The sequence below is a fragment of the Methanoculleus sp. 10 genome (assembly GCF_913757945.1).
Lineage (GTDB): Archaea > Halobacteriota > Methanomicrobia > Methanomicrobiales > Methanoculleaceae > Methanoculleus.
In genome coordinates this window covers 78,890-97,069 of the sequence record NZ_CAJYDP010000008.1, presented here as the reverse complement: position 1 = coordinate 97,069, position 18,180 = coordinate 78,890, and the positions used below count along the sequence as shown (strand labels likewise).

Sequence of the window (18,180 nt, the reverse complement as noted above, 5' to 3'; positions counted from 1 at the left end):
AACCGGCAGATTCACTCTTTCGGGATGAGATTAGAACGGGGTTTGAAGGTTATCTTGTGGCATCTCTGCGCCGCCAAAATCTTAATGTCAAGGGAGGAAGATTGCACAATATCCTGAATACGTTCGCAATGAACGCAAAGGAACGGTTCGAATCGTACAGGGGTCCTCTCCTTGAAGAGTTTCACCCGGATAGAGGGATGGGTCGGATGCGATATGATGGAGCAGAATGAAGTTTTGCAACACCTCTGTGATGGCGTAATCACGATAGAGGAGGCTGCCGGACGCCTCGGCGTTTCAGAGGAGCAGGTTGAGGAGCTTCTGGATGGGTTTGCCTGGATGCCTCCGCCCGGTCGGATGCGGGAGTTATGCGAGGCAGGGCGCCGGACCCTCGCCCTGATGAGAGGTGAGGCGAAGCCTGAGCAATCTCTCTGGCGTACCTCTCCCGTCCCTGAAGCGAACCGGTCGACCCCCACCTTGAGGGATTGGGCACGAGAGGCCATCGAACTCTACCAAGACCTCCGGGAGAAGGGCGAGGAGATCCCCACCGAGGAAGGACTGCTGAAATACGCCCTCACCGTCGAAGCCCCTGCCTGAACTCCCGGCCCTCACGGCCCGGAAAGTCATCAGGATTCTGGGGAAGAAGGGATGTGTGTTGGACTGGGTGAAGGGAAGCCACCACCTCTTCTATCATCCGGAGACGAAACGTCGGGTCACTGTTCCGGTGCACGGGCGGAATCTTCCGACCGGCACACTCCAGGAGATTCTCAAGCAGGTCGGGATTGAGCGGGAGGAGATCGAGGATCCTCTGTAGGTGATTTGCGATTCTGGGCTGGCAAATGCACTTCGTACTCGCGTGAACGTGCTTGAGAAGAAAAAGCCGCCGGGGAACTCCTTTTGGAGACCTCCAACCGGTTGTTGGAGAATTGATTTGCCCCGGACATCATCGACCTATCGCTCCACGATCAGCCCGTCATCCCGGTACAGATTGGCTCGCTCTTTGCGAACCGCCTTGAACGCCTGGTACCGAGCGGCACAGTTTCCTTGACGGAAGATCAGGATTCTTAGGGCGTGAGCAAGCCCCGGGCGTTTGCCCGTGGGGAGTGTCAACTTGCAGCCACATTGTCCGCCACGCTGGCATGATTCTGGTCCACACGCGGACCGTGAGGGTGCTCCCTCCGGGATGGTTTCTGCCGGGTTCGTCCTGAGCCGCGGGATTGGCCGCATCGAGGCAGGTGTGGCCGTCCTCGAGCGTATACATGGGCGGCTGGCGGTGGCGCGGATATCAGAGCCTGCCGTAGCGTTTATGCGCCTGCTCGATGGTCATCAGATGGGTGATCTCGACCCAGTTCCCATCGGTATCGGCGTGGATGATATAGAGCGCGGTAAACGATCGCCCTATATGAAGACGAAATACCTCCATGCCATCCGTATTCAGGCGTTCTTTATCTCCCCCGCTGCCGGGATAAGGATCTGTCCGCAAAACGGCAAGTTTTGCCGTGATGATGCGTTGTGATTTCTCCGGCAGAGAGTTCAGGAAATCCGCTGCCGATCGCCTGAACAGAACGGCGAACGTCACAGCGGGATCTCCACGAGTTCCTCGGTCTCCTGGATCCGCCTGATATCCTCTACAAGCCGCCGTTTCTTTTCACGCTCGATCAGCTCTTCTATCAGTTCCGAGAAGGTCATCCCCGGCTCCCGCATACTGGAGAGAGCAGCCCAGACCTCTTCCCTGACAACAATGCGCTTTGTGGCATTCATGGCATCTATGGTGTAGGGGCTACCACAAAAAAAGATTGCCGATGCACCGGGTGCTCTCCGGCGCCCCCGCCTCTCCGTCGCCCGGTGGTGAGGCCGGCAACCGCCCGCTCTACACGCTCTCGGTTGCCGTCGACCCGTCCTGCACCATGAAGGACGTCCGGGCCATGCTGCTCCTGCAGAACCTTGAGGACATCGGGACAGTCCTCTCGACAACCCCCTCGCGGGACCTCCTGGAGGACGGGAAGTTTGAGGGGTCGTTTGAGATCCTCATCGAGAGCGACGCGGGGGAGGATGCCCTCAGGACCGTCGCCTCCGGTACCGATATCACCCTTCTCGCCCTCTCCTCTCCGGCGGCGGCCCAGGAGCCCGGGCCGGAAGAAGAGGCCGAACCGCCGCAGGTGCAACGGGCAACAAAAGCCGAGAAGAGCCGGGAGATCAAGAACATCCGCGTCGACATCCAGCGGCTCGACCGGATGATGAACCTCGTCGAAGACCTGGTGATCAACCGCGGGAGGCTTGAGCAGATCGCAAAGAAGCACGGCATCAAGGAGTTCGACGAGGCCCTGAACATGGTCGGCCGTTCGGTCTCCGACCTCCAGAACCTCATGATGGGGATCCGGATGATGCCGCTTGAGCGCATCTTCAACCGCCTCCCGCGGGTCGTGCGGGACGTGGCGAACCACGACGGCAAAGAGGTCGAGTTCGTCATCGAGGGCGGCGAGACCGAGCTTGACCGGAGCATGATGGACGGCCTCTCGGATCCCCTCCTGCACATCATCCGAAATGCCGTGAACCACGGCATCGAGACCCCGGGCGTCCGTGAAGCCGCCGGAAAACCGCGGAAAGGGTCGCTCCGGCTGACGGCACGGAGGGATAAGGACAACGTCATCATCGAGATCGAGGACGACGGCGCCGGCATCGACCCCGGGCGGCTCCGGAAGAAGGCGGTCGAGAAGAGCCTCATGACGCCCGAGGCGGCGGCGGCCGCAGCGAAGGACGACCTCATCAACCTGCTCTTCGAGCCCGGGTTCAGCACGGCCGAGGCGATCACCGACATCAGCGGCAGGGGCGTCGGGCTCGACGTGGTCAAGAAGACGATCGAATCGCTCAAAGGGACAATCAAAGTCGAGTCCGGGCTGGGGACGGGCACGAAGTTCGAGCTGGTGCTCCCCCCGACGATGGCGATCATCGACGTCATGATGGTCCACATCAACGGGATGCGGTGCGCCATCCCGATCAGCAACGTCGTCGAGGTGGCGCAGATGAGGACGGACGCGGTCCACCGGATCGGCAGCAGCGAGGCGATCCTGCTCCGCGACCAGACCCTCCCCATGCATCGCCTCGAGGATATGTTCGGCCGGACACAGAAGAGCGATACACTGGTCGTACTGCAGAACAACGGCAGGAGATGCTGCATTCCCGTCGATACCGTGGACGGCCAGCAGGAGGTGGTGGTGAAACCGCTCTCCCGGATTGCCGGCAGCTGCCGCGGGATCAGCGGGATCACCATCCCCGGGGACGGCGACGTCGTACCGGTGCTCGACGTAAACACAATGATTTAGGAGAGATTCTCATGGAACTTGATCCGATTCAGATGGACGCACTGGCGGAGTTAGGCAACATCGGTGCGGCGCACGCGGCGACAACACTATCGCAGATGCTGGCGAGCCCAATCGAGATGACGGTGCCGGAGGTGCACGCTGTCGATATCGCCGATATGCACAACTACATAGGGAACGAGATATCGGCCGTGGTCGTCTTCCAGATCCAGGGCGAGGTCGCGGATGGAGGGTACATCGTCGTCAGCATGCCGCAGGAGACCGTCATCCAGCTGACGAACCAGATGCTCGGGACGACCGATACCGACCGCGAGATCGACGATATGGACCGGAGCGCCGCAATCGAGATCGGGAATATCATGATATCGGCGTTCCTCGATGCGACCGCCGAGCTCTTAGGCATCGTCATGCTGCCGTCTCCTCCGGCGCTGGCCATCGATATGACGCATGCGGCCTTCGAGTCCATCGTCGCGCAGGTGGCCGGCGACGTGAACGACGTCCTGATCTTCAACACGGAGCTTGAGAGCGAGGCGCCGCCCGTCTACGGGAACATCTACATGCTCCCGAACACCGGGCTCATGCACCAGCTCTTCCACCTGCTGGAACGCCTGATGGAACCAATCTCGTAGCCGGTCTCCGGGATACCATGGGGAACAATTTCTTTGGCGAGGAGAAGGCCGTTATCCTGGGTCTCGGCGAACTCCGGGTCGGGATGTGCCCGATGGGGACGATCGGGCTCGGTTCCTGCATCGCGCTCATCCTGCACGACCAGAGGCGGTCCCTCGGGGGGCTTGCCCACATCATGCTCCCGGAGAGCCGCGGAAACGCCGACCGTCCCGGCAAGTTTGCGGACACCGCGACGAACACCCTCATCGAGGAGATGGAGAGGCTCGGGAGCACGAAGTTTGCGATCGTCGCGGCCGTCGTCGGCGGTGCGAGCATGTTTGAGTTCTCGGCGAACTCCTTAAACATCGGCGAGAGGAATACCACTGCCGTGAGGGACGTGCTCCGCGAACAGGGGATCCGGATCGCGCACGAGGAGACGGGCGGCAGGGTCGGGCGATCCGTGTACTACTGGCCGGAGGGAAAGGGCCGCATCATCGTCAAGAGAGCGGACGGGACATGCACCGAGCTCTGATCCTCTCCGTCGTCCTGTCAGCCCTTCTCATCCCGCCATCCCCGGCCATCTCCGTCGACGTCCCCGACTTCGAGGCGTGGATCGCGTCCGCCGGAGTGACGGATGCGATCAACGGCCGGTATGGGGACGTCATATTTGCGACCGACACCGGCATATCGGTCTACGGGGCAAACGGCACCTGGCACTCGGTCAATACAAGGTACCCGGGAGAGACGGCCTACGGCCGGCTTTCGCCCCTCGACTCCATGGTGACCGCGGTCGCCCTCGACGCGGAGGGCCACCTCTGGATAGGCTACCCGAACGGGCTGCAGATCGGGGACGGGAAGGGATACCGGAGCATCCGGGACCAGCAGTTCCTCAAGAACCTTAACATCAACTGCATCGCGCGGTGGGGAGACGAGATGTGGGTTGCCGCCGGGCGGGCGGGCCTCCACCGCTACCACGACGATGCCTGGACGTGGTATAAGCCACTCGGCCCCGAAGGGCTCGGGTGCTACACCGTCACGAGCATGGTGGTCGACGCCGCAAGCGACGCGCTCGTCATCGGGTCCGAGCACGACGGCGTCCGGGTGCTCCGGGAGAGGACGGGGGAGGTCCGCTTCGAGCAGGTGACCCACGACGACGGCGAGCCGGTCCGGGGGATCTCCGGGGTGCGGGTCGACCCGTTCGGGGGCGTCTACCTCTTCAACCGGACGGCGGTCCTTCACTACGCCCCGGACGAGGGGGTCACGGCGGTCCTCGACGCCGGCGACCTGAGCCCGTTCCCGGTCGCCATCAACGATATCGCGGCAACACCCGATGGGACGCTCCTTATCGCGTCCGATAACGGGATATACGGCTGGAACTCGTCGGGTGTCGCCCTGCACATCACCTCCGGCGACGGCATTCGCGCAAGCGTCGTCAAGAAACTCTTCATTGATGCCGACGGGCGGTGCTGGTTCGTCGTTCCCGGGAACGTGGGCTACATCCCGCCGATGACAGGACATGCCACCCTCGATCTCACAACCGCCCCCGTGCCGGTGCCGCACGAACCGGAGGTCACGGACAACGCCTCCGGCAAGACCCCGGCGCCGGATATCCCCTCCGGCGAGCCCGCCGGGATACCGGAGATACTCGAAGGGGCGTGGGCGTCCTTTGCAGAATGGGTCGGCGCCATGAGCGCCCGGCTGACCGGGGCCTGACGCAGAAGAACGGGCGGCGGACCCCCTCAGGACTTCGATATCTCCGTATAGTAGTATTCCCCGGCCGCGACCTGCTCCCGGTCAAGGAACGACCCCGGTTTGTTGATCCGCGGCCGTCCGCTCTTGTCCCGCCGGAAGGTGATCCCGAGCGCTTGTAAGAACCGGTTCATGCCCGGCGCCATATCGAACGGCCCCGTGGCCTTACCCCGGACACCCGGTTCGCCCTCGAAGACAAGGATCCGGTCGCTGATCATGTCGATCACGTAGATGTCGTGATCGATCACGAGCGTGCTCGCGTCCCGGCCCTCGGCGTGCTTTCGGATCATCCGGGATATCTTCACCCGCTGTTCCACGTCGAGGTGGGCGCTCGGTTCGTCGAGGATGTAGAGGTCGGCGTCGCGCGAGAGGCAGACGGCGATCGCCACCCGCTGGAGTTCGCCGCCGGAGAGCGTGTTCACCGGCGCCTGGAGGAGCTGCGAGAGGGAGAGGGGCTCTAAGATCTCGTGCTGGTAAAACGACGTATCGAACTTCGTCGTCGTCTGCCGGAGAACCTCCTCGACGGTCGCCGCCGAGTCGCCTTTGAGGTACTGGGGCTTGTAGGAGATCCGCACCCGGGTATCCATCGACCCGGTGTCTGGTTCGAGCACCCCGGCAAGAAGCCCGGCAAACGTGCTCTTCCCGATACCGTTCGCCCCGAGGACACCGAGGACCTCGCCGCTCCGGATCTCCCCGCCGCCGACGGAGAGCGAGAACTGCGCAAACTGCTTCGTCATCGCCGGGAACGCGAGCAGGACCTCCCGGTCCGCCCCGGAGGCGTGCGCCCGGGCATCGAATGTCACCGCATACGGCCTGAACCTGACGTTCTCCTCCGGGAGGAAACCCTCCAGGTACTGGTTGATCCCGACCCGGACGCCCTTCGGGTAGGTGATGACACCGAAGACCGCCGGTTCACCGTAGGCGATGTGCACGGTATCGGCGAGCATATCGAGGATCGCGAGGTCGTGCTCCACGATCACGACCGGCCGCTCCCGGGCGAGTTCCCGGATCAGGTCTGCCGCGGCCATCCGCTGGTAGACGTCAAGGTAGGGCGTGATCTCGTCGAAGAAGTAGAAGTCGGCGTCCCGGGCGAGGCAGGCGGCGATCGCCACCCGCTGCAGCTCGCCGCCGGAGAGGTTCGTTATCGGCCGGTCGATGACCGCCGCAAGCGACAGCCGGTCGATGTAGTACCCGAGCCTCCCGCGCTCGTCGGTGGTCGCGAGGAGGTCGCGCACCGACCCGGCAAAGACCTTCGGTATCTGGTCGATATACTGCGGTTTTACGGCGACCTTCACGTTCTTCTGCGAGAGCACCTGGAGGTAGTCGAAGAGCTCGGTCCCCTGGTAGAGGTCGAGGACTTCCTTCCAGGAGACCGGGGCGTCGGTCCTCCCCAGGTTCGGGACGAGCGTGCCTGAGAGGATCTTCACCGACGTGCTCTTGCCGATACCGTTCGGGCCGAGGATGCCGGTGACCTTCCCCTCGACGGGGATCGGGAGCCCGTAGAGGACAAACCCGTTTTTGCCGTAGCGGTGAATCGGCTGGTCGAGTTGTTCGGGGAGGTTGACGATGTCGAGGGCCTCGAACGGGCACTTCTTCACGCAGATGCCGCACCCGACACAGAGTTCCTCGGATATGACGGCTTTCTGGTCCTCGCCGATGACGACGGTCTCGTCGCCGGTCCGGACACGCGGGCAGTAGAGGATGCACTCGGTGCCGCACTTGACGGGGTGACACCGATCACGGTGTACAACAGCGATACGCATAAAAGATCACAGAACGGTGGTGGTTAAGAGGATGGTCCAGGTCATGAACCAGAGCGCGAACGTCATGAAACTCTGGTAGAACCAGTCCTTGCCGGTCAACTCCATGTAGTCGATCCGGAGGAGCACAAAGACGTACTTCTGAAAGACGACGCCCGCCGCGAGAAGGAGCAGGCCGATGATGGCGTTTGCCTGGAGCCCGCTCACCGGGTCCGGGGCGCCGGAGAGGTAGAACGAGAGCCCACCGGCCAGGATGCCCATGAAACAGGCTGTAAGCGTCCGTTTTATCCGATCTCTGTGCTCGACCTGTTTCTCGGCACGTGTCCGCGGCCGTGTCTTATCAACCTCTGCTGCTACCGCATTCTCGCTCATCGTGACACCAGTGTTAACCTTTCCTGGAAAGGAGGCCGTTCCGGGACGGCGGGCCGGCGAAGGGCGGGCTCCCGGATCGACGGATTTACTACATTATAGGGTCTTCTCCAATTATAAAGGTAGGTACCTCCGGTTCCATGGGGCAGACCGGTGACGAGCCGGGTATAGCGGCATCCGGTCGCAACAACGCCGCCCCACCAGGGCAACGCGAACCTCTGCGTGAGTTGACGACATGCAGAGGGGCGCGGGGTGCGCCCGGTCTCACTCGAGCCTGTACCGCAGGAGCGCCGCAGCGCCCCCGAGGGCCGCCAGGCGCTCGCCGGGCTCGAACTCGGTGCTCAGCACCACGACCGATGCGTTGACGTGCTCGGCCCGCTCGATGACCCTCGCTGCCTCTTCATCCCGGAGCAGGGTGTCGGAGACCAGGACCGTCTCCGCCGCGCCGTAGGCAATCGCTTTCCGGACCTCGTCGATGCCGTAGGCGACAGCGCCGTCGGTCGCGATCCGGAGCAGGACTTCGTCCATCAGCCTGACCTCCCGGGCAAGGTGGAGGTCGCCGAGCAGCCGTTCAAGGATCCCCTGCCCGATCACCTCCTGCACGGCCCCCCGCCCGATACGCCGCGTCTCGACGACGAGCATCCGTCCTGCAAGGTCGGGCGCACGGGCTCTCACGTAGTCTGCAAACTCATCTTTCACGAACCCCGGCCCCGCGACGACCAGGGGGCCCGTGACCGCGGCGAGCGCCTCAAGCGTCTTCTCGTAGAGGACCGAACGGGTGCCGGCGTCCGCGCCCTTGCTGCTCCCGGCCGTGACGGTCGTCACCCACTCCGGGCCGAACTGGCGCAGGCGGTAGACCTGCGCCTCCCCCTCCTCGACGCTCGCGACGTGGACGACGCCGTATGCGGAGGCATCGACGGCCCGCCGGAGTCGCTCGCAGTCGACCGCCCGCCAGAGTTTGATGACCGATATCTCGAACCCCGCCTCGACGTTTAAGGTGTGGTGCGAGGCGACGTCCACCCCGCTCTCGATGACGCCGGCGATCCGGAGGCGGTTTGAGTGCTGGTGGAACTCCACCTTCTCGACCCGGATCCCGAGCCGGACCGGCCGCTTCTCGGTCTTCTCCGGGCGGAGCTTGTCGGTCGCCGCCTCCACGCTCCGGAATGTCGTCGCAAAGACGAGGTCGCCCGGACCGACCAGGTGGGAGAGGTGCCAGAGGTCGTCGAGCGTCTCCGGAAAGAGGCGTATCTCCCCGAACCGTTTCTTCAGTTCCCGCACTTCAGCCTTCATGGTTCTACGATCTCGGAGCCTCCCGGCGGGACGAACGCGGCGACCGCCTCGGTGTTTAAGGCGTTCTTGAGCCCTTTCCACTCGTCCTCCGGGAGTTTCTCCCTGAGCGCCCGGACAACCTTCCTTGCGATGTCATTCTGTTCGAACTGGCCGGGCCGGAGTTCCACCCGCACGTCTGCGCGCCCGGCGACGGCCCGGGGCGGGCCGCCGATGACGGCGACCTCGGGCGCCGTCGCAAGACCGATCGCCACCCCGAGGGGGACGTTCCTGAAGTACTGCCGCTCTCCCCGGACGATGAACGCGCCTCTTGCGACATACTCGCCGGACTCGGGTGTCTTGCTCACCTGGTCGGGCCGGGCGGCGTAGACGTCCGCCGTGAAGTGCCCGACCTTCCAGGCGTTCGAGTAGGACGCGGCGAACTGCACGACCTCGTCCAGGTGAACGGTTGCGCCCTTCACGATGACGACGCTCCCGCCGTGGACGTCGGCGTGGACGAAGAGGTCTTTGCCCTCCATATACTTCTTGACGAGGTCCTCGTTCTGGGAGGCGTCCCGGCCGCCGATGACGAGGACGCCGTCGGTGGTGGTGAACCAGCGGAACCGGTGATACCACCGCTTCTTCTGGAGGGCGAGGTTCTGCTTTTGCCGGGGCTTTTCCGGGACCGTCCGCTCCATGGCCGCGAGCGCGCCCGTCTTCTTCTTCTTGAACTTCTTGATCTGGTCGTAGTAGCGGCCGATGTTCTGCTCGATCGTCTCGTGGACGTAGACTTTTACCCGCTCCCCGGCAAGGTCGAGCTCCACCGCCGCCTCGGCAGGATGGACCGCGCGGATCATCTTTGCCGACGCATTCTCGCGGTTTCCTTTGAGGATCTGCTCGATCTCCTGCCACGAGCGGCTTTTGCTCGCTGCGTCGAGTGTCGTTATGATCCCGGTGACGGGAGCGTAGTTCTCGTAGAGCACCTCCACGACCCGTTCGTACCGCTCGATCTTCTTCTCAAACCCCTTGATCGCCTCCGCCTGGCGCCGGCGGATCACCTCGTCCTGGGAGAGGCGGGGTTTCTCGGCGGCGGCCTCCTCTTTCGCGCCCGCCGCCTTCGGGTAGAACGCATCCAGGGCCTCGCTGAACGTTGCGAACCGCTCGCGGACCTCCTCGCCCGCAAGCACCACCGGCCAGCACCCGGACGGCGTTATGACCGGGTCCCGGCTCCTCACGACGTCGGCCATCAGGCGGTCAAAGGCTTCGCGAACCGCCGCCGCATCAACCTCCGCGGCGGCGGCGCTCTTCTCGACGCCAGCCGTCCGGCAGACCTCTTCGGCATACGCGCCGCCGAGCATGCACCCGACGGCGAGCGTCCGGACGATGTCGCGGTCGGACCCATCAAGCATCGTCCGGAACTCGTCAGGAGAGAGAGCCGAGCAGTCGGTCCCGTCGAAGGCGTAGACCGCGCCCGGGACCACCTCCCGGGTCTTGAACCGGTGGTGCCAGAGGGGCTTGATGATCGTATATCCTTCGTCGCAGAGGACCGCGTTCCCCTCATCGAAGAGCTCGAAGATGAGGTGGTAGACCGTATCCCTCTTCCCGACATCGATGCAGACGGTGCGCTCGATCCCGGGCTGGCGGATCCCGAGCACTTTCCCGCCCTCGAGGTGCTTGCGGAGCAGCATCGCAAAACTCGGCGGGTTCTTCGGGGGTACGGGGAACTCGGCGGTGAAGTGGGCGCGCCTTCCGGTCTCGACGAGCAACTGGTATTTTGCCCGGTCCTCCCCGTTCAGCCTGATACCGAGGGTCTTCGCGTCGAACTGGTAGATCTTGCCGACCCAGAGCGGGAGACGGACGGCGGCCTCCGCCACCAGCGCCCGGATATCGACCCCGCTCATTCCCTGTAATGTTGCCATTGATTCCAGAATACATTCGGCCCGGTACCTAAAGAAGAGTACTGCCGGCGGCGCCGGGTTTTTGGGAGAGAGCCGGCATTCGCCCGGTGCCGGGAGGAAGGAAAGGGATCGTCCGGCCCGGTACCCGGGGGGCGCCCCGCCCGGCCTCCCCGGAGTGGGATACTCATAACGCCGCTCTCCGGCAACCCCCACCCCTCCGCCCCGGCCTCCGGTAGGAGCGGGGACAGTGCGTGGCGGTATCCGGTGAGAAACCGTGCCAGGAGGCGGTGCTGACGTTGGTTCCCGGAAAGGGCAGATGAGGTTCGGGAGTTAGCCAGGACCCGGTTCTTCCAGGCTTGTCCCGGTACGCTGGACCGTGGTGGATATTGCCATTGGGGGAGGGGACCGGGGAGGAGGTTTCCCCCTCTCCGGACAAAATGTCACCCAAAAGTTCCTCTCCGGCACCCCCACCCCGCCCGCTGGCCTCCCTGTAGGGGACATCCATAACGCCGTTCTCCGGCAACCCCCACCCCGCCCGCTGGCCTCCCTGTAGGGGACATCCATAACGCCGTTCTCCGGCAACCCCCACCCGCCCGCGCTTCGCGCTCCTCCCCCGCCCCCGGGTGGGGGCGGGGCAGTCATGGCGATATCCAGTGGGAAGCCGTATCCGGTTCTTCTCCGGGATCTCCCCGTGCAGTGGACCGTGGTGGCTATCGCCACGGGGAGGGGACCGGGGAGGTCCCCTCCCCGCAGGTGGGCAATCCTTTACGTTCCTCCCTGAAGCCCCCACCCAGCCCCCCCAGCCCCCACCCAGCCTGTCCCCGGTAGGGCGGGGGGCAAGTACATGGCGATAGCCGGTAGGGAGCCGTGCCCGGGGATGCAAGCTCCCCGGCAGTGCGAAAAAGATCGATCCTCTCCTCCGTTGAGAGTGCCGGTAATTGGGCGTCGCTGCAAGAGTGATGAATGGGGTACGATAGCGGTGATCGGCAACCTCAAGCGCCCAAACTCCCCGGGGACTCAGGCCGGGCAAAGACACCCCGTGGCCCGCAAACCTCGGGCCCGGTCACCGGAACATATCCTTCAAAAAACCACATGATGCCCACAGGGCCACAGGCATACCGGATGAAAAAGGGGGGGCATTTTCATACGAAAGCAAAAGTAAGAAAGGGAAGATTACTCCTCAGTCTCTTCCGTCTCTTCCTCAGCCGCAGGGGCCTCGGGCGCTTTCTCCGGCTTTGCCGGGCGCGGGAACGTCTCCTTCATGACGACGTCCGTGATATCGGGGTAGTATTCAAATAACTCGCGGACGAGGGTGCCCCGCCAGACCATCCAGCGCCGGTCGTATGCAATTGCCGCGGGGAGCGCGAGTTCAACCGTCCCGTCGGCGATGCTGATCCCGATGTCGGTCCGGCCTGAGTAGAGCTTGATCAGGCCCTTGATCTGTTCCACCCGGTCCTCGACCATCTCGAGGATCGCGTAGGAGTAGTTCAGGGTCTTCCCGGCAAGCGGGTGGTTGAAGTCGACGACCGCACGCCGCCCGATGACGTCAACGACGACCCCCTCGCGGCCCTCAACCTCGATCCGCATCCCGCGCTTCGGTTTCTCGCGGAACTGCCCGGTCGGGACGGACCTCACGTGCTCCTCCTCGTGGGCCCCGAACGCCTTCTCGGGCGGGACGTCGATCTCTCCCTCGGCGCCGACCTCATTACCGATCAGCGCTTCCTCAAGGCCGATGATGACGTGGTGGCTCCCCAGGCGGACGGTGACCGGACCGTACTCCGCCCGCGGGTTGTAGATCCCCTCTTCCTTTGCATTCTCCTCATCTGTGGTATCGAAGATATTCTCACCGGCGCGGCCGGTGTATCTGAGCCTGATAAAATCTCCTTCCTGAAGTGCCATGCCATTCACCTGAAAAATCGCAGATTACGGTCCGGTTACCGGTACATCTTCCGTACCGGCCCGCCGCACGCCTGCTTCTCGTTGCTTTAATTCATTTGGATGGAATGGTATTTATAGTATTTACCGGGCGCCCCGGGGGACAGGGGCTCCTGCAGAAGGGCGGCGGGTGCAGGAAACCGACCTATAGCCATAGTTCCGGCAGGAACCGCCCCCGCCCCAGTACTTCGCTCATTTTGGCACCTGGCATCAAACGATGTGGTCTCGCACGACGCCGTAACGCGGAGTTGCAGCACTCGGACACTGGACTTCGCGAACTTCCGCGGCAACGCGAGAGGTAGCGGGTGCGGATAGAGATAGAGCCTCACGCGAAGAGCGCGAAGCCGCGAAGGGAAGTCAGTGGTTTGACCTCCAGAGAGGCTTCCTCGGAACGTTAGCGAAGTACTGCGCCCAAACGTTCAAGTATACCCGGCCCGATCGTGACCGGCAGGATCATGGATACGGTGCAGCAGCAGGCAGAGGTGGTCTCGTATGCCCCCTCTCCCCCGGAGGAGTTCTGCGGCAGGGAGGAGGAGCGCGAGCGGCTCGCGGCCGTCATCTCCCGGACAGGGGAGCACGGGCAGGCGGTGATGATCTCTGGCCCGCCCGGCATCGGAAAGAGTTCTCTCTTATCCTGGCTCGCCCGTGAGGTCCGGGAATGCCCCGGCGGGTTGCCGTCCCCCGTCCTCAGGGCGGAGGTCTTTGACCTCCCCGGGATGATCTTTTCAGCGTTCCGGGAACTGGTGGGAGACCTGCGCAAACAGACCGCGCCCGGCAGGATCGGGGGTGAAGGCATGCGGGAGGCAATCCGGTACGCCGGTGATGTGCTCGAGAAGTATGCCGCACCGGTGGAACCGGTCGGCCTGCTCCCGAAGACCGGGGAGGAGATCATCGGCGTCTTCGCCCGGTCGCCGGAGGTCGGATACGACCGGGTGCGCCAGGCGTTCGGGGAACTCCTCCGGGAGCTCGGGAGAGAGATGACCGGGGCCGGCCGCATCGCGGCAATCCTGCTCGATGACGTCCACCTCGCCTCAAACCTTGACCGCCGGCTCCTCCGGGACACCGTGCACGACCTCCCGCCCGGCATCCTTCTCGCCTTCACCTGCCGGACGGAGGGTGCGGCCTGCCCCGGGCCCGCGACACTGCAGGAGATCCGGGATTCCGGATATCCCGAAGTGCAACTCCCGGGGATGCGGAGGGATGAGATCCGGGAACTCGGGGAGAGGCGGTTTCGTCTCGCCGTCGACGATGCGGCCGCCGCCCTCCTCGAAACAACCTGCAGCGACCCGTTCAGCCTCATGGCCTGCTTCAACGCCCTGCGCTGCCGGGGGCTCGCACCCTCCGCCGGAAACATGGCGGACGTGCTCGCCGGAGCCGGGGGACCGGCAGCGCTCGCCTTCACCACGCTCTCAGGCCCAGGGAAAGCCCTGGCGGAGGAACTCTGCGCCCTAAACCCCCCATTCCCGGTGCCGGTCGTCGCCTGCATGCTGAAACTCAAGGGGACGGATGTTATGCTGGCGGCGGACCGGATGCAGGAGAGCGGCATATTCCGGAGACTCCCCGGCACCGGGTACGCCTTCGCTCACCCTCTCCTGCAGGAACACTGCAGACGCGAACTCTCGAACGATGCACGGATAGCGCTCAACGCCCGTGCGGCGGACTGTTTCGAACGCACCATGCACCGTCTCCCCGGCAGGCTGCACGTCCTCCTCTCGCTTGCCTGCCACTTCTTTCACGCGCAGGAGTACGGGAAGGCAGCGGACCTGAACCTGGAGCTGGGGCTCCGGTTCTACCACCGTGAAGACTACGATACGGCACTCGTACTGACCGAGCGGGCGATCGCCTCTGCGGAGCACCTCGGAGACGACGCCCTCCTCGCCGCCGCACGCAGGCAGGGAGACCTCATCCGGCAGAAGGTCGCCGGTTCGGTCGAGCCCGCGCAGTGAGGGTTTATCATCACCGGGACGAGACGATCTACGGCGACCGGCATGCTCGAAGTAGAAGCAAAGTTTGCGATCAGGGACCCGGGAGAGATCAGGGCCCGGCTCAACCGGCAGGGAGTGCAGATGGCGAGAAAGCAGCAGGAGCACGACGTCTACTACAACGCACCCCACCGCGATTTCGCGAAGACCGACGAGGCATTGAGGGTCAGGTACGACGACGCCGGGGCCACCGTGACCTATAAGGGCCCGAAGGTCCGGGTCGGGAGCGCAAAGGCCCGCGAGGAGTTCAACCTCGCGGTCGCCTCGGGCGATACCCTTGAGGCGATCCTCTCTCGCCTCGGGTTCCAGCGGGCCGCAGGTGTCTCGAAGACCCGGGAGTTCTACGAGATAGGGCCTGTGACGGTGACCCTCGACGACGTCGAAGGTCTTGGATCATTTGTCGAGATCGAGATCCTGACAGAAGACGGACAGGAAGACGCCGCCCGGCGGATCGGGGCTATCGCAAAAGGGTTGGGTGTAGATGGTCCACCGATCTACACCTCGTATCTTGAGATGCTGTTATCTAAACAGAGATAAGGTCGATATCAATATCTTTTGGCTCCTTCCCGAAGTGGATGAGAGCCCCACAGCCCTCCGAGGCGGGTCCAGGATTGACGACGGTGACGCCGTCGACCTCGGTGATGCCCCGTGCCTCGTGGATATGAGCACAGCAGACCAGGTCGAACCGGGTCATGTGCTTCCTGATGCTCCGGCTCCCCACATGGTTCTCGCCGACAGAGTCCAGCGCTTCATATGGCGGGGCGTGGCTGAGCAGGACGTTGTGGATGTTCCTGTCCATGTGTTTGACGATCCGGGTGAGTTCGCCATCGATCTCTTCTTCAGTCAGCTCGAACGGCGTGCCGAAGGGGGTCTTGTTTGAACCCCCAAGACCTGCAAGCGTTATCTTGCCAAGCGCGATCCAGGAATCGTGCAGACAGACCGCATCTGAGCGTTCGAGCACGTCGATGATCTCGCGGGGGTCGCAGTTGCCAGGGATTGCGAAACAGGGTACTTCGAAACGGGAGAGTACCGAATCTACAGGCTCAAGTGGACCGAAGTTGGTGATGTCGCCTGCAATGATGACTGCATCGTAGTCGTAGCCGAGAAAAGCGTCAAGCTTTCCGTAGTTACCGTGCAGATCTGCTAAGAGTAGCACATCCGTCATGCACTATAGATGAGGAGTGTGTCTAAAAAACCTTATCTCATGATCCATCCATGAGCCGGTTATCCTGCCGCCGAGCGCCAGTTTGCCAAGAATTTTTTCTGTTTCCGGGAGAAGCGGGCGTGGCCGGCTCTGCTTGAGCGGAGTTCCGGGCAGCGGCATGAAATAATGGATGTGCGCCTTCCCCGCCCGGGTGACCATCCGCACCAGATCGAGGGTTGCGCGCTGGTCGTCGTCGCTCTCGAACGGCAGCCCGAAGATGAAATCAACGACCGGAACGAGCCCGTTCTCCCGGCAGAGATCGACGGCGCGGACGACGTCCTCTACGGTGTGCCCCCGGCGCAGGAGGCGGAGCACACGGTCGCTCCCCGACTGGGCCCCGAAGTGCAGGCGCGTGTTCGCGCAAAGATCGAGGACGAGGTCGAGGGACTGCTGCGATATGCACTCGGGGCGCACCTCGCCGGGGAAGGTGCCGAGGTAAATCCGGCCGTCGAGGCTCCGGAGGAGCCGCTCCACCCGGTCGAGCCGGAGATGGACCCCGTTCGACCCGTAGGCGAACGCATTCGGGGTGACGAACCGGATGTCCCGGAACTGTGCGGCATACCGGCTGATCTCGTCGATGGAGCGGTGGCGCATGCACCGCCCGAAGAGGCGGGGCGTCTGGCAGTAGCCGCAGGAGAACGGGCATCCCCGGGTGATCTCGATGAACCCTTTCACCGCCGAGAAGGGAGGATAGCCGTCGAGGAGGACGGTATGGCGGGCCGGCGTGTAGCCGGCGGCGGTCGCGACGCCGGGAGGCGGGTCCCGCCCCTCCTCGATGGCGGATAGAAGCGCCGGGAGGGTGTACTCGCCCTCCCCGACGACGACGTAATCGGCATACTGCGCCACCTCACGGTAGCAGGCGGAGGCGTGGGGCCCCCCGACAACGGTTATGCAGTCCGCCCCCGCGATCTCATCGCGATAGAGCCGCTCGTTGATGGAGTTTAAACTGTAGCAGGTGACGTCGGGACGGGGGCCCTCCGCTGCCTCAAGGCTGTATCCATGCGCTTCGCACGCTGCAGCAAGCACGGCGAAGGAGTTGTTTGCCGAAGCGATGTACCGCCAGTGGACGTTCATACCTGTGGGGTCCCGGACCATGCAGGGTACCTGCACGGCATGCGTATCTTTACTCTCTCCGGGCATGCGATTAAAGTGACGACTCCCCGGATCTTTCCATGGAGAGGCAGCCCTGGCGGTCAGGGCCGGCGCAGTGCGATCCCGGAGTACGGGCGAAACGAAGATCTGCCCCTACCGGTGAGATACCGGGGCACGGGCGGGAAGCCTGCCGTGAAACGGCCGACGACGCCCGGGGAAACAGCGAAACCCGGAAGTGTCGCGCGAAGAGGTTGCCCACAAGGTCGCCCGGGCCGGGGTGGAGCGCGCCTGCAAGAAGGGGCCGGACGGCGAATGGAGGGGCACAGCAGGGTGCCCAATGGGCTGGCCGATGAGGCGGTATTTGCCGTAGAGCACCGGCACTCGTTTTTATGCAGGACTTGATATATTGTCACAATAATTAAATACTGCACGACCTGTATTGACCCCCTTGCCGTGGGACAGAGCGTGTTCCACAATCCAGGAGATGAGACGCCTATGAGAGGAACTGCCACGCAGGTGGAGACACGAAAGATTGTACGGGGAAAGGATATTGCGGATCGGTCGGTCAGGAACCCACAGGGTGAAGACCTCGGGAGCATCAAGGACGTCATGATCGACATCAACGAAGGCTGCATCGCCTACGCCGCCCTCTCGTTCGGCGGCTTCATGGGGCTCGGCGACAAGCTCTTCGCCATCCCCTGGGCGGCGCTCCAGTACAACGCGGCCGACAACTACTTCGTCCTCGACGTGCCCAAAGAGCGGCTGGAGAACGCGCCGGGCTTTGATAAGGACAACTGGCCGACGACCGCCGAGCGCGAGTGGCTCACCGGCATGTACAGCCACTACGGGTACACCCCCTACTGGGAGCGCCGCTCCGGGCGGTGAGCCTGCCGGAACAACCCGGCCCCGGGCCCGTGCACAGAGCCGGGCCCGCGACGGCCGGCATTTTTGGGGTCCATGACCCGCGATACCCCCGGTGCCGCTTTTGCCCGCCGACCGTCG

The 18,180-nt window shown here is 63.7% G+C and carries 18 protein-coding genes; 9 read left to right on the top strand and 9 right to left on the bottom strand.

Translation table 11 applies throughout. The features are described from left to right. The first annotated feature begins 171 nt into the window (after positions 1 to 171). Both QZ408_RS10545 and QZ408_RS10540 read left to right on the top strand, forming a co-directional pair. Positions 172 to 594 (top strand): hypothetical protein, encoded by a 423-nt coding sequence (locus QZ408_RS10545; protein ID WP_292491409.1) that lies wholly within the window; start codon positions 172 to 174, stop codon positions 592 to 594. After that, positions 587 to 811 (top strand): type II toxin-antitoxin system HicA family toxin, encoded by a 225-nt coding sequence (locus tag QZ408_RS10540; protein ID WP_365996030.1) that lies wholly within the window; start codon positions 587 to 589, stop codon positions 809 to 811. Before QZ408_RS10545 ends, QZ408_RS10540 begins: the two co-directional genes overlap by 8 nt. A 471-nt stretch (positions 812 to 1,282) precedes the next feature. Here the strand turns inward: QZ408_RS10540 and QZ408_RS10535 are convergent, their stop codons facing one another. Both QZ408_RS10535 and QZ408_RS10530 read right to left on the bottom strand, forming a co-directional pair. Continuing rightward, positions 1,283 to 1,576, bottom strand: a complete 294-nt coding sequence (locus tag QZ408_RS10535; RefSeq protein WP_292491407.1) for a hypothetical protein — start codon at positions 1,574 to 1,576, stop codon at positions 1,283 to 1,285. Next, complete coding sequence (locus tag QZ408_RS10530) at positions 1,573 to 1,758, bottom strand: antitoxin VapB family protein (protein WP_292491405.1); 186 nt, start codon at positions 1,756 to 1,758, stop codon at positions 1,573 to 1,575. The genes QZ408_RS10535 and QZ408_RS10530 overlap by 4 nt, the downstream gene beginning before the upstream one ends. Positions 1,759 to 1,799: 41 nt before the next feature. Between QZ408_RS10530 and QZ408_RS10525 the strand changes: the two genes are divergently transcribed. The 4 genes from QZ408_RS10525 to QZ408_RS10510 are packed head-to-tail and all read left to right on the top strand — an operon-like array spanning position 1,800 to position 5,636. Beyond that, the gene (locus QZ408_RS10525) at positions 1,800 to 3,320 is read left to right on the top strand and encodes a chemotaxis protein CheA (RefSeq protein ID WP_292491403.1); all 1,521 of its coding nucleotides are present in this window, start codon (positions 1,800 to 1,802) and stop codon (positions 3,318 to 3,320) included. 11 nt (positions 3,321 to 3,331) lie between these two features. Then, on the top strand, positions 3,332 to 3,946 hold the full coding sequence (locus QZ408_RS10520; RefSeq protein ID WP_292491402.1) for a chemotaxis protein CheC: 615 nt from the start codon (positions 3,332 to 3,334) through the stop codon (positions 3,944 to 3,946). 17 nt (positions 3,947 to 3,963) lie between these two features. Next, positions 3,964 to 4,455: a chemotaxis protein CheD gene (locus QZ408_RS10515; RefSeq protein WP_292491400.1), complete on the top strand. Its 492-nt coding sequence runs from the start codon at positions 3,964 to 3,966 to the stop codon at positions 4,453 to 4,455. Then, positions 4,440 to 5,636, top strand: coding sequence for a hypothetical protein (locus tag QZ408_RS10510; protein WP_292491398.1), 1,197 nt, complete (start codon positions 4,440 to 4,442; stop codon positions 5,634 to 5,636). The genes QZ408_RS10515 and QZ408_RS10510 overlap by 16 nt, the downstream gene beginning before the upstream one ends. Positions 5,637 to 5,662: 26 nt before the next feature. Here the strand turns inward: QZ408_RS10510 and QZ408_RS10505 are convergent, their stop codons facing one another. From QZ408_RS10505 to QZ408_RS10485, 5 genes are all read right to left on the bottom strand, one after another. Beyond that, positions 5,663 to 7,435 carry a ribosome biogenesis/translation initiation ATPase RLI gene (locus QZ408_RS10505; RefSeq protein ID WP_292491396.1) on the bottom strand — a complete coding sequence of 591 codons (1,773 nt, stop codon included), beginning with the start codon at positions 7,433 to 7,435 and terminating at the stop codon, positions 5,663 to 5,665. Between the two features lie 6 nt (positions 7,436 to 7,441). Continuing rightward, positions 7,442 to 7,804, bottom strand: coding sequence for a hypothetical protein (locus tag QZ408_RS10500; protein ID WP_292491394.1), 363 nt, complete (start codon positions 7,802 to 7,804; stop codon positions 7,442 to 7,444). Between the two features lie 261 nt (positions 7,805 to 8,065). Further along, the gene (locus tag QZ408_RS10495) at positions 8,066 to 9,091 is read right to left on the bottom strand and encodes an mRNA surveillance protein pelota (RefSeq protein WP_292491392.1); all 1,026 of its coding nucleotides are present in this window, start codon (positions 9,089 to 9,091) and stop codon (positions 8,066 to 8,068) included. Beyond that, positions 9,088 to 10,986 carry a ribosome rescue protein RqcH gene (gene rqcH / locus QZ408_RS10490; RefSeq protein WP_292491390.1) on the bottom strand — a complete coding sequence of 633 codons (1,899 nt, stop codon included), beginning with the start codon at positions 10,984 to 10,986 and terminating at the stop codon, positions 9,088 to 9,090. Before rqcH ends, QZ408_RS10495 begins: the two co-directional genes overlap by 4 nt. A gap of 1,152 nt (positions 10,987 to 12,138) precedes the next feature. Beyond that, complete coding sequence (locus QZ408_RS10485; protein ID WP_292491388.1) at positions 12,139 to 12,864, bottom strand: peptidylprolyl isomerase; 726 nt, start codon at positions 12,862 to 12,864, stop codon at positions 12,139 to 12,141. A gap of 491 nt (positions 12,865 to 13,355) precedes the next feature. Between QZ408_RS10485 and QZ408_RS10480 the strand changes: the two genes are divergently transcribed. Then, positions 13,356 to 14,846 (top strand): ATP-binding protein, encoded by a 1,491-nt coding sequence (locus QZ408_RS10480; RefSeq protein ID WP_292491386.1) that lies wholly within the window; start codon positions 13,356 to 13,358, stop codon positions 14,844 to 14,846. Positions 14,847 to 14,888: 42 nt separating this feature from the next. After that, a complete protein-coding gene (gene cyaB / locus QZ408_RS10475) occupies positions 14,889 to 15,419 on the top strand; it encodes a class IV adenylate cyclase (protein ID WP_292491384.1) in 531 nt (176 codons plus the stop codon). On the opposite strand, the gene QZ408_RS10470 is transcribed toward cyaB, so the two are convergent. Next, positions 15,406 to 16,047, bottom strand: coding sequence for a metallophosphoesterase (locus QZ408_RS10470; protein WP_292491382.1), 642 nt, complete (start codon positions 16,045 to 16,047; stop codon positions 15,406 to 15,408). The genes cyaB and QZ408_RS10470 overlap by 14 nt on opposite strands. Positions 16,048 to 16,050: 3 nt before the next feature. Continuing rightward, positions 16,051 to 17,160, bottom strand: a complete 1,110-nt coding sequence (locus QZ408_RS10465; RefSeq protein ID WP_292491549.1) for a TIGR04013 family B12-binding domain/radical SAM domain-containing protein — start codon at positions 17,158 to 17,160, stop codon at positions 16,051 to 16,053. A 513-nt stretch (positions 17,161 to 17,673) separates the two neighbouring features. On the opposite strand from QZ408_RS10465, the gene QZ408_RS10460 reads away from it, so the two are divergent. Further along, the gene (locus tag QZ408_RS10460; RefSeq protein ID WP_292491380.1) at positions 17,674 to 18,063 is read left to right on the top strand and encodes a PRC-barrel domain-containing protein; all 390 of its coding nucleotides are present in this window, start codon (positions 17,674 to 17,676) and stop codon (positions 18,061 to 18,063) included. Positions 18,064 to 18,180: the final 117 nt, after the last annotated feature.

Excerpts from the sequence above, each read along its gene's own strand:
- QZ408_RS10530 (WP_292491405.1), bottom strand. The coding sequence starts at position 1,758 with ATGAATGCCACAAAGCGCATTGTTGTCAGGGAAGAGGTCTGGGCTGCT.
- QZ408_RS10525 (WP_292491403.1), top strand. The coding sequence starts at position 1,800 with ATGCACCGGGTGCTCTCCGGCGCCCCCGCCTCTCCGTCGCCCGGTGGT.
- QZ408_RS10520 (WP_292491402.1), top strand. The coding sequence starts at position 3,332 with ATGGAACTTGATCCGATTCAGATGGACGCACTGGCGGAGTTAGGCAAC.
- QZ408_RS10515 (WP_292491400.1), top strand. The coding sequence starts at position 3,964 with ATGGGGAACAATTTCTTTGGCGAGGAGAAGGCCGTTATCCTGGGTCTC.
- QZ408_RS10510 (WP_292491398.1), top strand. The coding sequence starts at position 4,440 with ATGCACCGAGCTCTGATCCTCTCCGTCGTCCTGTCAGCCCTTCTCATC.
- QZ408_RS10505 (WP_292491396.1), bottom strand. The coding sequence starts at position 7,435 with ATGCGTATCGCTGTTGTACACCGTGATCGGTGTCACCCCGTCAAGTGC.
- QZ408_RS10500 (WP_292491394.1), bottom strand. The coding sequence starts at position 7,804 with ATGAGCGAGAATGCGGTAGCAGCAGAGGTTGATAAGACACGGCCGCGG.
- QZ408_RS10495 (WP_292491392.1), bottom strand. The coding sequence starts at position 9,091 with ATGAAGGCTGAAGTGCGGGAACTGAAGAAACGGTTCGGGGAGATACGC.
- rqcH (WP_292491390.1), bottom strand. The coding sequence starts at position 10,986 with ATGGCAACATTACAGGGAATGAGCGGGGTCGATATCCGGGCGCTGGTG.
- QZ408_RS10485 (WP_292491388.1), bottom strand. The coding sequence starts at position 12,864 with ATGGCACTTCAGGAAGGAGATTTTATCAGGCTCAGATACACCGGCCGC.
- QZ408_RS10480 (WP_292491386.1), top strand. The coding sequence starts at position 13,356 with ATGGATACGGTGCAGCAGCAGGCAGAGGTGGTCTCGTATGCCCCCTCT.
- cyaB (WP_292491384.1), top strand. The coding sequence starts at position 14,889 with ATGCTCGAAGTAGAAGCAAAGTTTGCGATCAGGGACCCGGGAGAGATC.
- QZ408_RS10470 (WP_292491382.1), bottom strand. The coding sequence starts at position 16,047 with ATGACGGATGTGCTACTCTTAGCAGATCTGCACGGTAACTACGGAAAG.
- QZ408_RS10465 (WP_292491549.1), bottom strand. The coding sequence starts at position 17,160 with ATGAACGTCCACTGGCGGTACATCGCTTCGGCAAACAACTCCTTCGCC.
- QZ408_RS10460 (WP_292491380.1), top strand. The coding sequence starts at position 17,674 with ATGAGAGGAACTGCCACGCAGGTGGAGACACGAAAGATTGTACGGGGA.